Here is a 14,350-nt window from a genome sequence, read left to right as displayed (position 1 = left end):
ATTCAAAAAATGATCATAATCCATTGACTATTTACAAATACTAATTCCATCATGATGGAAGTGAAAACAGCCAGTAAAGATTGTCACGAACCAAACAAAACAGGTGATACAAATGAAAATTTTTTTGCCAATATAGTTGCCCATATCCTAACAGCTTTCTTAACTATATTCGTGAATAGACGAAAAGAAAAACACCAAGATCGAAAACTCTATGTATGTTTAATGATTGGCGGATTTGTCTGGTCACAACTTCAAACTGAATACTTGATTTGGCGTATTAATAAAAAGATCGAGCAGGATTGTAACAAGTGAACCGATCAGAAAGAATTGGCCGATGGCGTTATGAAAACGATACGTGACCATCTTAATTCCTAACTCTTTCTTCCTCACTTTGAATTCGTATCAAATGGATGTATTTTTCTTGGCCATTAGAGCTAGAACAGCAGAAATAATATTTAATCCAGCAGTGAAAATATAAACAAATTGAACTGTGCAATGATCAGCGATCCAACCCATTAAAAGAACAGAACATCCATACGATACAAATGTAAGGGTTCCAAAAGCAGCCAATACCTTTGACAGCCATTCTGCGGTTGTATGAGACTGTAAAAGAGTTCTTTGTGCAATGTTTCGTAATTGATAAGGCGGCCCCATTAATAAAGCTATTGCTAATGCAAACCAAGGATTGGCGGATAAAGCAAATATCATCGTCAATACGCCGATTCCTAAAGATCCGATCAACATACTGAATATGATCCAATTTTCAATCTTTTTTGACATCTTCCAAATAAGTACTCCTCCGAGAATGGTTCCCGCAAAATGACTGGTATTGATAAATCCCCACCAATCCTCCCCCTTATGCAATACTCCTTTTACGAATACTAAAATGATGGATCCAGCCCATATACTTTCTCCAAGACCACTGATTATCTCCATTAAGGATAACGTACGAAGGAGGGGATTCGTCAAAATTATGCTCCATCCTTCTTTCATACGATCCCATGGTTTTGGCTTTTTTTGATTGGATGGAACGATCTTGGAAGGGTCTTTCACAAAGAAAAGAGCCAGCGCCGAAAGGAACATCATGATGGTAGTAATCCCTAACACTTGAAGAATTCCCAATCCGGCAACCAAAATCCCGCCCAATGACCAACCGACTAGTAATACCATTTGATCCGAAGTGGCTAGTAAACTGTTGGCCTTCATCAATGAATCAGGTGGAACTAATCGAGGGGCAAGTGCATTTCTTGCCGGAATCCCCCATCCATGAAGAATTGAAATACCTAATACTAAAAAAAGAACCGTTGGAATCAGCCAGTGAGAAGGTAAGGCAATGAATAGAACACACATGAACCCGAAACAAATAGCTTGCCCCATTTCGGACATCCATAAAAGAAAATCAAGCCGAAAACGATCCATAAGCAGAGGCGCCGAAAATCCGCTCAGCGCTTGTGCACATACCCGCAAAACAGGAAACAGTCCTGCAAAGGCAGCTGAACCCGTACTATTATAAATGAAAGTTACTATAGCTAAGATATACAATGAATCTCCCAAGTTAGCAATGGATTGGCTAATCCAAAGCAACCGGAACGATGAAAGTTGATTCACTTCGCTCCCTCTTTCAATAGAATTTTGTTTAGTACTACTACATAGCTACCGTAGGAAGATTGTCGCCATTCTTAATCCCAAACATCAGTGAAAAGCACTACACTCTACTGTTGTATCAAGAGTCTTTGATGGAATAAGAACCGTTTGACCATCTACCTTCAAGATGAATACATTCGTTTCCCAAATTATAGGATCTATCGCGATTCCTATTTGTTGTTTTCTTCTTATTCAACCAGCTGGAGCCATTCCATTGATCATTCTTATTCGTCAGAAAAACAAACGAATTATCATATGAAAAGGGGTTCTATATGATTTTCCTTTAAAGTAAAATATTTACATACAAAAGAGGGTCTTTTGGAAGAAGTTTTTTCACTTACCGTCTTCAGTTTTAAGATCATTATAATGAAATATTCAAAAAGTTGGTGTTAGAATGACTCTTTTGCATGATTTAAAAATACTAGATTTTTCAAGTCTACTGCCTGGACCCTATGCATCCATGATGTTAGCAGATTTAGGGGCTGATGTGTTGCGAGTCGAGTCTCCAACAAGGCATGATTTGATAAGGCAATTTCCTCCAATGGATGGTGAACAATCAACATCTCACAGTTATTTAAATCGTTCGAAGCGCTCGATCGCACTGGATTTAAAAAAGCAAGAAGCTGTGGAGATCGTAAAGCGCCTAGTGAAAGAATATGACATTATCATTGAACAATTCAGGCCAGGTGTGATGGATCGGTAAGGTGTTGGATATGAAGCTTTAAAGAAAATTAATCCCCGAATCATTTATTGTTCCATTACAGGATTTGGGCAATCAGGCCCTTACAAAGATCGTCCTGGACATGACAACAATTATCTATCTCTATCAGGTGTAGCCGACGGTATGAGAAGAAATGGAGAAAAACCAATTGCTTCAGGTATACAAGTAGCGGATGTTGCGGGCGGGTCGCTGCATGCCGTCATTGCCATTTTAGCAGCCGTTTACTATCGAGAAAAAACCGGGGAAGGTCAATGGCTGGATATAAGTATGACGGCTGCTGCATTCGCCTTAAATGCCATTTATGGTTCAGGAGTTTTGGCAGGAGGTGTGGAAATAAAACCAGAATCAATGCTGTTAAATGGTGGGACTTTTTATGATTATTATGAAACAAAAGATGGCCGCTATTTTTCAGTTGGGAGTCTTGAACCACCGTTTCGGAAAGCATTATGTGAAGGGATTGGGAGACCTGATTTAATCCATCTTGCAATGAGCGAAAATCTAGAAGACATTCATGTTTTCAAAGAAGAGGTTCAAAAGACATTTCAACAAAAAACGTTTAACGAATGGTGTGATATTTTCTACGACTTTCAAGCATGCGTAGAACCAGTCCTTACCTTTTCTGAAGCAAGTGAACATCCCCAATTGAAAGCGCGAGAAATGATCGTAGAAGTTCCTAAAAAGGATGGAACGACTCAAAAGCAAATCGCATGCCCGATCAAATTTTCAGCTGGAAAAGCCCAATATAAACATGTAGGGAGTCTATTAGGAGAACATACAGAGGAAGTATTAGAAGAGTTAGGTTATACGAGAGAAGAAGTGCTTAAGTTAAAAGATAAAGGAATTTTTGGCTAATTTATAAAAAAGTTGAATAGTGTTTTAAATATGCTTACATGTGTTTCAAACTAATTTTTTTGCAAAAAACTTTTTCATGGAAGCAATATGCTTTCTCTCAAGGAGGAGTTAAACTGTGAACCGCACAAGCCAGCTTGTTCAATATTTTTTGGCCCATCGCAGCGTTACAGCGGAACTAGTGAACAAAATCGAAAAGGAACATTATGACTATAAACCAACGCCGACCTCCATGTCAGCAAAAGACCTCGTTACACATATACTTGTGACATTTTATAAACTTGCAAAAGTCGCAAAGAGCGGCAATCCAGCAGTGCTCAAAGAAAAAATCGAGGAAACCGAATCAGACTTGCGCAAAATGGCAGAAATCTATACAGAAAAAACTAAAAGCTTATTAAAATCGCTTACAGATGAAGAATTAGACCGCATCCTTGACCTTACGGAAAGTTTTGGCATGAAAATCCCTGCCCATCAATTTCTTCAAACAGCGATGGATCATGAAATTCATCATAAAGGGCAGCTTTTCGTGTACGTACGTGAAATGGGACATACCGAACTTCCTCTTTTTGTGAAACGAGGTTAAAACAGTTGAAAAAAGGGCTGACTAAACATCTCCTTTTTCGATGTAGAGTCAGCCCCTCATTATTATAGTGACAAGTTATTTGCCACGTGATTCACTCTGCAATAATACGGATTAGCCCAATTTCGGTTCGGATTTCCGTCACCATATCTTTGCCTAGAACCCTGTTGACTTTCGAATCATTTCCAAGCATGCTTTTATCTTCTGCTCCTAATAGCGGGATAGATCCGTTTATTTCATCCAATTCGGGAAAGCAGAGATTCATTTGATTATCATTTTATCTCTTTTGATCATGACTATTTAATAGAAATGATGGTGGGTTATTTTTTTGTTTATGATATTATTTTTTATATTTTAAAAAATTAAGAAATGGAGGATCCAAAATGGAAAATTTACGATATCCGATCGGACGATTTGAATTGCCGCAACATTTCGATCAAGAAATAAGAAAGCATTTTATTCAAGAATTAAAAGAATTTCCAAACGTCTTGAACCAAACTGTCAAAGATTTAAATCCTGAGCAATTAAATACTCCTTATCGGGACGGCGGTTGGACAGTGCGGCAAGTCATCCATCATCTAGCAGACTCCAATATAAACGCATATACTCGGTTTAAATTCGCTTTAACAGAAGATCAACCAACGATTAAGCCTTTTAACGAAAAAAAGTGGGCAGAACTTCCTGACAGTTTGCAAACAGATCCTACTGTTTCCATCACCTTGCTGAAAGCCGTACATAGCCGCTGGGTTGATTTGCTTCTCTCGATGGATGAAAAAGATTTCTCACGTTGTTTTATACATCCAGAAAATGGAAAAATGGATTTAAACCAAGCCCTTGCATTATATGCTTGGCATTCGAAACATCATCTGGCTCATATAACTTCTTTACTGGATAGAATGGATTGGAAAAAATGAATATTAGTATGCTTTTATCCCTTATTCTTGAAAAAATTATTCATCATATTTTATCTTCCTAGAACCCTGTTGAAAATAGGGTTCTTTTTCTCTTTGGTTGATTTTTTCCTTTATAAAATTAAAGTGATTGGTTCCTATCAACAAGATGGATTGGCCATGTACATAACTTGATAGTGTTTCAGACGCTTTAATTTTCATGGGCAAATACGAATAAAAGAGAAATAAACTATACAGTTTTTCTTCCTCATGACTTACGTGTGTTTGATAAGTTTATGGCAAACGAAAAATGTACAGTTTTGGCCATTACATCCTACATCTCTATAACTATAACTTGATACGGAGTGGTGGTCATGACAGCCGCTTTCCTGCAAAATGATGTAATTTTCTCTTTTTCCACAAAATCATGGCCATAGAAGTCCCTGTCAAGAAGCGTGGTGATATATATATTCAGTCGAACGAATTCTCTTATTTGCCGTTTAGTATATTGTTAAACAGCCAAGTAGATTTGAATTATGATAGAAAGTATGTTTACAATAATAAAGGGGTGATGTTAAAAATAAACAATAACTTTTAATTTGTCTTATTTCATTTTGAATTTTTTAAAGGGGGAAGATCGTGAAGAAAACAACAAACATTTTTTGGATTTCGCTGATCATTGGAGTTTTTTTTGTCCTTTGGGGAGTCGTCACTCCAGACAATTTAATACGTGTGATGACAACAGTACAAAGTTATTTACTTGACCGTTTTGGCTGGTTCTATGAATATACGGCTACTTTCTTTTTAATTTTTTCTTTACTCCTAGCTTTTAGTCGTTTTGGAAATATTAAACTTGGAAAACAAGACGAAAAACCTGAATTTAGTACTCCCTCATGGTTTGCTATGTTATTTGGTGCTGGAATGGGAATTGGACTTTTATTTTATGGAGTGTCAGAGCCCATCTCACATTATGCAAATCCTCCATTTGGAAAATCTCAAACAGCTGAATCTGCAAAAATAGGCTTACAATATACGTATCTGCACTGGGGTTTTCATGCATGGGCCATCTATGCAGTCGTAGCGCTTGCCTTGGCTTATTATAAATTCCGAAAAAATTCTCCCGGTTTAATGAGTGCAACTTTATATCCTCTACTTGGCAATAAAGTCAACGGTCCAATTGGATATATAGTGGATATTGTGTCAGTATTTGCTACTGTATTTGGTGTTGCTGCATCTTTAGGGTTAGGGGCAGCACAAATCAATAGTGGATTGCACTATTTACTTGGATTACCTATTAACTTTAAAGTTCAATTGATTATTATTATGATCACAACTTTCCTTTTTATAACCTCTGCAGCGACAGGAGTTTCAAAGGGAATTAAATATTTAAGCAACATAAATATGATCTTGGCAGTTATCTTGTTTCTATCTATCCTATTCATAGGCCCGTCACAATATTTAATAGAGTTATTCACCACAACTTTCGGTGCATATCTTCAAAATCTGCCAAGCATGGGATTGCGTTTTGCACCATTTAATTCACAACACAATCAATGGGTAAAAGACTGGACAATTTTTTACTGGGCTTGGTGGATTTCATGGACGCCATTCGTTGGAACTTTTATTGCTCGTGTATCCAAAGGACGTACGGTTCGTGAATTTATTATTGGAGTATTAATCGTCCCAAGTTTGGTTTGTTCACTATGGTTTGGAGTAATGGGTGGAACTGGCATTTACTATGATTTTATAAAAGGATTAGATGTTGCAAAACAAAGTTTAGAAACTTCTTTATTTTTTGTATTACAACAAATGCCTTTTGGAGGACTTCTTTCCGTCCTTTCAGTCATTCTAATTATGATCTTTTTTGTTACATCCGCTGATTCCGCTACATTTGTTCTTGGAATGCAAACGACGAATGGAAGTTTAAACCCTCCTTTCCTCGTTACATTTACTTGGGGAATCATTTTAGCTGCAGTTTCTGCAATTTTACTATGGACAGGGGGTCTAGTTGGTATGCAGGCCGCCATTATTGTGAGTGCTTTACCGCTAGCGATTATTCTTCTGTTTATGTGTTATGGACTAGTCAAATCTTTTAGTCAGGAATATTCTACAATAAAAGAAAAAAAACAGTATCAAAATTCGGTTGAAACACCAAAACAAAAAACCTCTTAAATTTTTTCCGATTATCGTTCCTATCTGTTTAAGGAACCTTGGTCAATTCAGATAATAAGGAAGCTGGGTTTCCTACCCCAGTTTCCTTTTTGATTCTTTTATACTATTTTCCTGCCAATGATCATATTAGGTTTCAAAATCCTTTATTTTGGCATTTGGGTGTAAAAATTTTTCTGGTACAAATTCTTTCAACGTTTCACCGTTTTTCACTTTGTTCACCCAATCACTATTTGCAAGGGCATCACGACCAATGGTAACGACATCCGCTTCTCCTTTTTCGATCATTTCATTTGTTTTTTCAGGATCATGAAGATTCCCATTGGCCATTACAGGCAATTGGCCATATTTCTTTGCTAATGCCAGCAAGGGTAGGACCACCATTTTCTTTTCCTTCTCCATCAGAAAATGCAGGGGTCCATGCCACATCTGAAAGGATCGTAGGAGCAATGACATTCCCCTCAACTTTTCCTCGTAAAGCGTATCGTGCCCCTTGTTCAATGCTTTGGTCAATTAAATTTTGGATCACCTCTACTTGTTTATGGTTAATAAGTGGACCTACCACTACATCTTTCTTTCTTGGGTCTCCATATTTAATTTGAGAGGCTTTATCCACAAAAGCTTTTATAAATGCATCATATACCGGGCGTTCGACAATGATCCGATTCAAGGCCATACATATTTGTCCACTGTTTAGAAATTTGCCAAATGCCGCAGAACTAGCAGCTCTTTCAACATCCGCATCTTTCAGTACAATCATGGCGTCATTTCAGCCCAGTTCCAATGCCACACGTTTAAGATGTCTTCCGCAAAGTTCCCCAATATGGCGTCCCACACGTGTGGAACCTGTAAACGAAATAATCTGAGGGATAGGATGTTCGACAAAAGCATCTTTAATTTCTGAAGAACTACAAACAGCGATATTGAGCAACCCTTTCGGAATTCCTGCATCCTCAAAAAATTTGCCTATAAACAATCCGCCAGAAATCATCGTTTGCAAATCCAGCTTTAGCACAACGCCATTCCCTGCTGCCAAGGCTGGAGCAAGAGAGCGCATGGTTAAATGAAACGGAAAGTTAAAAGGACTAATAATCCCTACCACTCCTGCAGGGTCGAGATAAATTCGATTTTCTTTTCCCGGAATCACAGAGGGCATGATTTTTCCCTGCATACGAAGAGGAAATGTTGCGGCTTCTTTCATAATGCCGATTGCTGCATCAATTTCAATATTCGCTTTTGTATGGGTCGTTTTCTTCCACTAAAATTTTCACCAATTCTTCTCTTCGTTCTTTCACCAATTCTATCGCTTTCTTCATGATGGCTACCTTTTGGTAAGCATTGACCTGTTTCCATTCTTGTTGCGCTTTTTGAGCCGAACGATAAGCTTCATCAATATCCTCAACACTAGCCAATCGAATCTCAACTAGGGTTTCTTCAGTTATATGGATTTTTATCTGCATAAACGGTTTTACCTTTTCCCTCTCTCCATTGACCATTTATAAATTGTTTATTCCATTGTTCATACATGTCCTATCTTCCTTTCGGTGTGTTTCTATGTTGAGTTTGTGCTAGTAGGAATATTGGTTAAAATCACAATATTCCTAACTTAGGTGACACTCATTATACACCAGCTTTTCTTATTATCAAAGGAAGAAGCCTTATACCTCAGAGGCTTTCTTGGAAATGTTTTATTTTTATCTATTGAAACCCTCCCATTGTTATAAGTAAAAGAAATAGAAATGAATATCATTAAACATCAGAAGACACTTCTTATGGAGCCTTAATATGATAGTCATCTACGACATTGGAACTTGTGAAACAACTCGTCCTTCAATTCGATCAAAAATGTCATCCAAATTATGACCTGTAATCGTAAGACCATGATTTTTTAGCCCGATGATAGCTCTAGATGGATCATCTGCCTTCCTTACTAAATCGGCTACCGTTTCAGCTAATTGAATGGTACCACAGGGGTAATTAATTTCGGATGCCTGTACTCTATCCATCCAAGCATGTATGTGAACGATGGCACCTACACTTGGATGCTCTTTATAGATCATCCAATGCTCAATCGCATCAACCGAAGCCCTTTTGGGAGAAAATATTAGGCGGCACACTAATTTCCATCGTGGTTTTCTCGGGATTAAATCCCTTTATAAACAAAATATCCCACCCAATCATCCGCATATCAGCTTTATTAATTCCACTGTCATCCAAAAGCTTTTATCATCGTGGTTTTTATGATGTTAAAAACCATTAATTTTTGTTCATTTCTTCTAAAGCCTCTTCATAATCAAATTCAACTAATGCCACGATCATTTTTCTTATTTCTTCCACAATATCCTTTATCATTTGCACCATGACTGTTTTGAAAAACTCCTTTCTTATATTTATACATAAAGCGATATATACATCCCATAAGAAAAAGGAATAGGTAAAAAATAATTTACTCAAAAGGTTTTTTTACTATGCAGCTTTTTTTGACAGCTGCCTTTTTCCTTAAAACAAAATTAGGAAGTGTATCCAAACGTTGATTGTCCCGTAAACGAATAGTTAGGTTGTCATTTGCCATACTATAACTTGAATTAAACGAAACAGATAACTATAAAAAGGGTTGAGTCACTTTGAAAATAATCACTTTAATACTATCGGTAACTGGATTGATTCTCCTATTATTTTTCTTGTTTTCAAACAACTCCTCTAACTCCAATTTTACAAAAGTTGAAAACCAGGTTACACAGCCTAAAAGACCTGTCATTTTCTTAATGATTGACTCTTTGATGGATGAACCTTTACAGAAAGCGATGAAAGAAAAACGGGTTCCGGCACTTGAATTTCTTATACGGAATGGACAGTATTACCCAAATGTGGTTAGTTCCTATCCCACCATGTCCGTCACGATCGACAGTACATTGCTGACCGGAACGTATCCGGACCATCATAATATCCCCGGGCTCGTCTGGTATGACGAAAAAGAAAAACGGATTGTCAATTATGGCAGCGGAAAAAAAGAAATTGTTGCTCTTGGTACCAAACAGGTTTTAAAAGACATTTTGTATCATTTAAATAATCAACATTTAAGCAAATTGGTTACAACGATTCATGAAGAGTTGGAAAAGAATAAAAAACATTCTGCTTCGATTAACGGTCTTATATACCGCGGCGATTATGAGCAAACTCTTGACGTTCCAAAACCTATTTCCTTCTTTCGTTTATTGCCTAAACAATTAAAGACAAATGGACCGATCTTGTTTTCGTTCGGACGGTTTTCACAATTTGATCCGAACAACCGTTATAACCATTTCTGGCAAAATGTTGGATTTAATGATCACTTTTCCGCACAAGAAGTCAAATACCTGATTCAAAAAAAGAAACTTCCTGCTTTTACAATTGCCTATTTGCCAAGCAATGACCATACTGTTCATAAAATGGACCAATGGCTATAAAGGGAATTGAAAAAGCCGATAAACAGCTTCAAAACATTTTAAATTCTTATGACTCGTGGGACGAAGCGCTCAAAAAAGCAGTGTGGATTGTCATGGGAGACAGCGGTCAATCCCCAATTGGAAAAGACAAAAACCAATCCCTCATTTCATTAAACTCCTTATTACAGAATTACCGAATTTCTAAATTGGGTGAACCCATCAAGGAAAATGATCAAATTGTCCTTGCTGTGAATGAGCGGATGGCTTTTATCTACACATTGGATCACAACATTTCTTTTTCTGAGATTGCTTCTAAATTAAAACACGATTCAAGGATTGGTTTTATTGCGTGGAAAGAAAATGATTGGATTCATGTGGCGAATGAAAAAGCGAAAGATACCTTTCAATTCCGCCCTAACGGCAAATTTACGGATCCGTATAACCAGTCTTGGACGTTGGAAGGGGACGCTTCGATCTTGGATCTGGCGATAAAGGAAAATGACATCCAATACGGAAATTATCCGGATGCCCTTGCCCGCCTTTATAGTTCTTTTCATTCCCACAATGGACGATATCTGATTGTTGATGCAAAACCGGAGCACGAATTCATTAGCGAAAAATCTCCTACCCATATTGGCGGAGCCGCACACGGTTCGTTACACAAACAAGTTTCGGTTTCCTAGATATTTTTTTGAATCTTACCTGTTTCTCGAAATTTTAATATCATATCATTCAAAAAATTTAAGAGTTCCGTATTTCTTTTTCTTACCGCCATAACATAACTACTTTCGGCACATTCTCTTTTTCATTCTGGAGGTAGATAGCTCCATTAAAATAAGTATGTTTTAGAGAAATCTGTTTTTTTACTGTATATTCCTGGAACAACATTGACATCTCCACACTTTAAGGCAATAATCACATCTCAAAGGTTAGAATTATATTCCATTGATAACATTTACATTGGAGTTTTTTTACATTTTGTCAGCAACACAGGGGAATCCCAAATTAAAAAATTTATTTTTTTGTAAAGAATGTTAAATTTTAAATCTTGGCTAGTTGTATAATCAAATGCAACAAGCATAAAAAATGAAAAACCATAGATAAACCACGTATGATTAAGTCGACTAAAACAATATCGATACGGAGGATTTATCTATGGCAATTACTAATTCTACCATAGGAGCTCGGCATTTCAAACACTTAACGGCTTATGACCGTGGGAAAATTGCGGCCTTACACGCTGCTGGTAAGACTCAACAGGAGATTGCAGATTATGTTGGTTGTCACAAAAGCACCATCTCCCGTGAGTTAAGAAGAGGTACAGTGCCACAAAGAAAAAGCAACGGGAAAATTGTTCATGTCTATTTTCCAGACACAGGTCAACTTCTCTATGAGAGAAACAGGAAAGCCTGTGGCCGCAAGCTAAAACTAGACGATGCCATCGAGTTTATTAAGTATGCCGAAACTCAGATCCTTGATAAGAAATGGTCTCCTGATGCGGTATGTGGGAGAGCCAAACGTGATGGGAAATTCAAAGACAAAATGGTTTGCACCAAGACCCTTTATAACTATATTGATCTAGGACTTATAGGCGTTAAAAACATTGACCTACCTATGAAAATTACCCTGAACACCAAGAAAAAACGTAACCGGAAGAATAAGAAGATCTTAGGACGCAGTATCGATGAGCGACCAATTGAAGTCAATGAACGCCAAGAGTTTGGTCACTGGGAAATTGATACGGTTATAGGCAAGAAGACTAAAGATCAGGCCTTATTGACTCTTACTGAGCGCAAAACCCGTAAAGAAATAATTTTGAGAGTGACAGCCAAGGATAGTCTATCCGTTTCAGAAGTCATATCTCAGTTGAAAGTGTCTTATGGTAATCGGTTCTCTAAAGTGTTTAAAACCATTACGGCTGATAACGGTTCTGAATTTGCTGACCTCGGCCTTAGTGTTGAAAAAGATCTAACAGAGGTTTATTTTACACACCCTTACACATCCTGTGAACGAGGAACCAACGAGCGTCATAATGGCCTTATTAGGCGCTTCATACCAAAGGGGAGACCCATTTCCTCTGTGGCAGACGAAACCATTACCTATGTTGAAAATTGGTGTAACCATCTTCCAAGGAAGATCCTCAATTATCGTACACCTGAGGAGTGTTTCCAAATAGAGTTAGCTGGCTTAGCTTCTTAACCTTAAGCCAGCTAACCCAAAGGGTTGGTTTTTAGCAACTTGACAAAGAGCCTCTGCGGGCATGGCTACCAGCCATGAAGCCAGGTATACGGTACTGGCTGGGCCAACCAGGCTACCATGCCCGCCACTCCACGTCAAGTCGCGCAGAGTGTCCCGATTCTACTTAATCATGGGTTATCTGGTCTTTCAATACTTGTTGCATTTAATATTGCAATTTAAAAATTTTAAATCTTATGTCTTTTCAAACGAATTTTTAAGTAAAATGTGAGATAGGTAGGGCTTACTTGGGGGGCAAAATGATGAAAAAGTTTACAACAGAAGAGAACAGCTGGGTTTTCTATGATTGGGCAAGCTCTGCTTATTCTCTTATCATTACGACAGCTGTCTTTCCTTTATATTATAAAGCGGCTGCCCAAAATGCCGGCGTCAGCGCTGCTGATTCTACGGCTTACTTAGGCTACACCATCTCCATTTTCACCTTTATTATAGCCATGTTAGGGCCTATTTTAGGGACCATTGCCGATTATCAAGGATTGAAGAAACGGTTTTTTGCGTTCTTTTTTGCCCTAGGTGTATCCTTTACGGCTTTATTGGCTTTTATCCCAAGTGATCAATGGCTTATCTTGTTAATCATTTATACCCTGTCTGCCATCGGATCGAACGGGGCCACTGTGTTTTATGATGCTTTTCTTGTCGACGTAACCACAGATAAACGCATGAATCGTGTATCTGCTCGCGGCTTTAGCTTTGGCTATATCGGCAGCACAATCCCGTTTATCGTAAGCATCGCGATCATTATTTTAGCTCAAAGTAAAATAATTCCGCTTTCCACCGCATCTGCAAGCAAAATAGCCTTCCTTATGACCGCCATCTGGTGGGGATTATTCACCATACCGATGTTTCGAAACGTCCGGCAGCCTTTTATATTCAACGTGAAGCGAATCCCATTGCAGAGAGCTTTAAACGGCTTCTGAAAACACTAAAAGAAATCAAAAAGTACCGCACTCTGTTTTTATTCTTACTCGCGTATTTTTTCTATATTGACGGTGTCGGTACCGTCATTACGATGTCCACAGCGTATGGAACGGATTTAGGCATCCGTTCTTCCGATCTGTTAGTGATTTTGTTTGTCACCCAAGTCGTTGCTGCTCCGTTTGCCATTCTGTTCGGGAGATTGGCCGAAAAATTCACAGAGAAAAAGATGCTTTATGCAGGCATTTTCGTCTATATCATCGTTTGCATCTATGCCTACTTCTTAAAAACAACGTTGGACTTCTGGATATTAGCGATGCTTGTTGCGAGCTCTCAAGGAGGCATTCAATCGTTAAGTCGCTCATATTTTGCGAAGCTTGTTCCCAAAAAGAACGCCAATGAATTTTTCGGATTTTATAACATCTTCGGAAAGTTTGCTTCTATTTTAGGTCCATTATTAGTCAGTTTCACAGCACAGCTCACAGGAAACACCAATGCAGGTGTGTTTAGCCTTGTTATTCTCTTCATCATTGGCATGATCATTCTTGCCCACGTTCCTGATACCAATGTTTCCAATTGAAGAAACCAAGAAGCACGTAAGTAAAACTACGACTATTAAGATGAGATTATATTCATTCCTTCATACCGCTGAATAAAAGTTTCATTATATATCTTTCGTTTTTAAAATCCCTCAACTTCTATATTACATTTCAAGTAAATCCTCTTTTTCCTTCCTTTATTGGCTGTCATATAGACTAACTAAATTTATAGTGGTTCAACTTGATAGATTTTAGTTGGAACGCAAAAAAGCGCCATAAACGTTATGCAAATGGAACCAACCTCCACCATGGTAAGTAGAAAGACCAATAGGAGATATGGATCAAAACCAAATTTTTAGGCA

At 37.9% G+C, this 14,350-nt stretch carries 9 protein-coding genes and 4 pseudogenes; 8 read left to right on the top strand and 5 right to left on the bottom strand.

The window, feature by feature from the left end; translation table 11 throughout:
- Positions 1–402 precede the first annotated feature (402 nt).
- Positions 403–1,608 (bottom strand): MFS transporter, encoded by a 1,206-nt coding sequence (locus NST12_RS05100; RefSeq protein WP_341100476.1) that lies wholly within the window; start codon positions 1,606–1,608, stop codon positions 403–405.
- A gap of 430 nt (positions 1,609–2,038) precedes the next feature.
- Between NST12_RS05100 and NST12_RS05095 the strand changes: the two are divergent.
- The 4 genes and pseudogenes from NST12_RS05095 (at position 2,039) to NST12_RS05080 (ending at position 6,856) form a co-directional block, all read left to right on the top strand.
- Positions 2,039–3,217: pseudogene (locus tag NST12_RS05095) on the top strand (CaiB/BaiF CoA transferase family protein).
- Positions 3,218–3,332: 115 nt separating this feature from the next.
- Entirely contained in the window at positions 3,333–3,797 is a 465-nt protein-coding gene (locus NST12_RS05090; protein WP_048622948.1) for a DinB family protein, read from the top strand.
- A 380-nt stretch (positions 3,798–4,177) separates the two neighbouring features.
- Entirely contained in the window at positions 4,178–4,708 is a 531-nt protein-coding gene (locus tag NST12_RS05085) for a YfiT family bacillithiol transferase (protein WP_341100475.1), read from the top strand.
- A gap of 615 nt (positions 4,709–5,323) precedes the next feature.
- The gene (locus tag NST12_RS05080; protein ID WP_341100472.1) at positions 5,324–6,856 is read left to right on the top strand and encodes a glycine betaine uptake BCCT transporter; all 1,533 of its coding nucleotides are present in this window, start codon (positions 5,324–5,326) and stop codon (positions 6,854–6,856) included.
- A gap of 126 nt (positions 6,857–6,982) precedes the next feature.
- Here NST12_RS05080 and NST12_RS05075 read toward each other — a convergent pair whose 3' ends face one another.
- From NST12_RS05075 to NST12_RS05060, 4 genes and pseudogenes are all read right to left on the bottom strand, one after another.
- Positions 6,983–7,222, bottom strand: coding sequence for an oxidoreductase (locus NST12_RS05075; RefSeq protein WP_244878044.1), 240 nt, complete (start codon positions 7,220–7,222; stop codon positions 6,983–6,985).
- Positions 7,161–8,054: pseudogene (locus tag NST12_RS05070) on the bottom strand (aldehyde dehydrogenase family protein). The gene NST12_RS05075 and the pseudogene NST12_RS05070 overlap by 62 nt, the downstream one beginning before the upstream one ends.
- A 22-nt stretch (positions 8,055–8,076) precedes the next feature.
- Entirely contained in the window at positions 8,077–8,313 is a 237-nt protein-coding gene (locus NST12_RS05065; RefSeq protein ID WP_174521021.1) for an aldehyde dehydrogenase family protein, read from the bottom strand.
- A gap of 336 nt (positions 8,314–8,649) precedes the next feature.
- Positions 8,650–9,087, bottom strand: a pseudogene (locus NST12_RS05060) (class II aldolase/adducin family protein); the annotation flags it as partial.
- A 546-nt stretch (positions 9,088–9,633) separates the two neighbouring features.
- On the opposite strand from NST12_RS05060, the gene NST12_RS05055 reads away from it, so the two are divergent.
- The 4 genes and pseudogenes from NST12_RS05055 (at position 9,634) to NST12_RS05040 (ending at position 14,029) form a co-directional block, all read left to right on the top strand.
- Positions 9,634–10,299, top strand: a complete 666-nt coding sequence (locus NST12_RS05055; protein ID WP_341100469.1) for an alkaline phosphatase family protein — start codon at positions 9,634–9,636, stop codon at positions 10,297–10,299.
- Positions 10,290–10,961 (top strand): hypothetical protein, encoded by a 672-nt coding sequence (locus NST12_RS05050; RefSeq protein WP_341100467.1) that lies wholly within the window; start codon positions 10,290–10,292, stop codon positions 10,959–10,961. Before NST12_RS05055 ends, NST12_RS05050 begins: the two co-directional genes overlap by 10 nt.
- A 472-nt stretch (positions 10,962–11,433) precedes the next feature.
- Complete coding sequence (locus NST12_RS05045) at positions 11,434–12,477, top strand: IS30 family transposase (RefSeq protein ID WP_048622401.1); 1,044 nt, start codon at positions 11,434–11,436, stop codon at positions 12,475–12,477.
- Positions 12,478–12,773: 296 nt separating this feature from the next.
- A pseudogene (locus NST12_RS05040) lies at positions 12,774–14,029 on the top strand (MFS transporter).
- The last annotated feature ends 321 nt before the right edge of the window (positions 14,030–14,350 follow it).

Source organism: Bacillus sp. FSL W8-1127, assembly GCF_038006725.1.
Classification (GTDB): Bacteria; Bacillota; Bacilli; order Bacillales; family DSM-4216; genus Bacillus_O; species Bacillus_O smithii.
The sequence above is the reverse complement of the archived record's forward strand: the minus strand, read 5'-3'. Positions and strand labels throughout refer to the sequence as shown.

Bases quoted from the DNA above. Each gene is read 5' to 3' on its own strand.
- NST12_RS05050 (WP_341100467.1), top strand. From the start codon at position 10,290: ATGGCTATAAAGGGAATTGAAAAAGCCGATAAACAGCTTCAAAACATT.
- NST12_RS05045 (WP_048622401.1), top strand. From the start codon at position 11,434: ATGGCAATTACTAATTCTACCATAGGAGCTCGGCATTTCAAACACTTA.
- NST12_RS05085 (WP_341100475.1), top strand. From the start codon at position 4,178: ATGGAAAATTTACGATATCCGATCGGACGATTTGAATTGCCGCAACAT.
- NST12_RS05055 (WP_341100469.1), top strand. From the start codon at position 9,634: ATGGATGAACCTTTACAGAAAGCGATGAAAGAAAAACGGGTTCCGGCA.
- NST12_RS05065 (WP_174521021.1), bottom strand. From the start codon at position 8,313: ATGCAGATAAAAATCCATATAACTGAAGAAACCCTAGTTGAGATTCGA.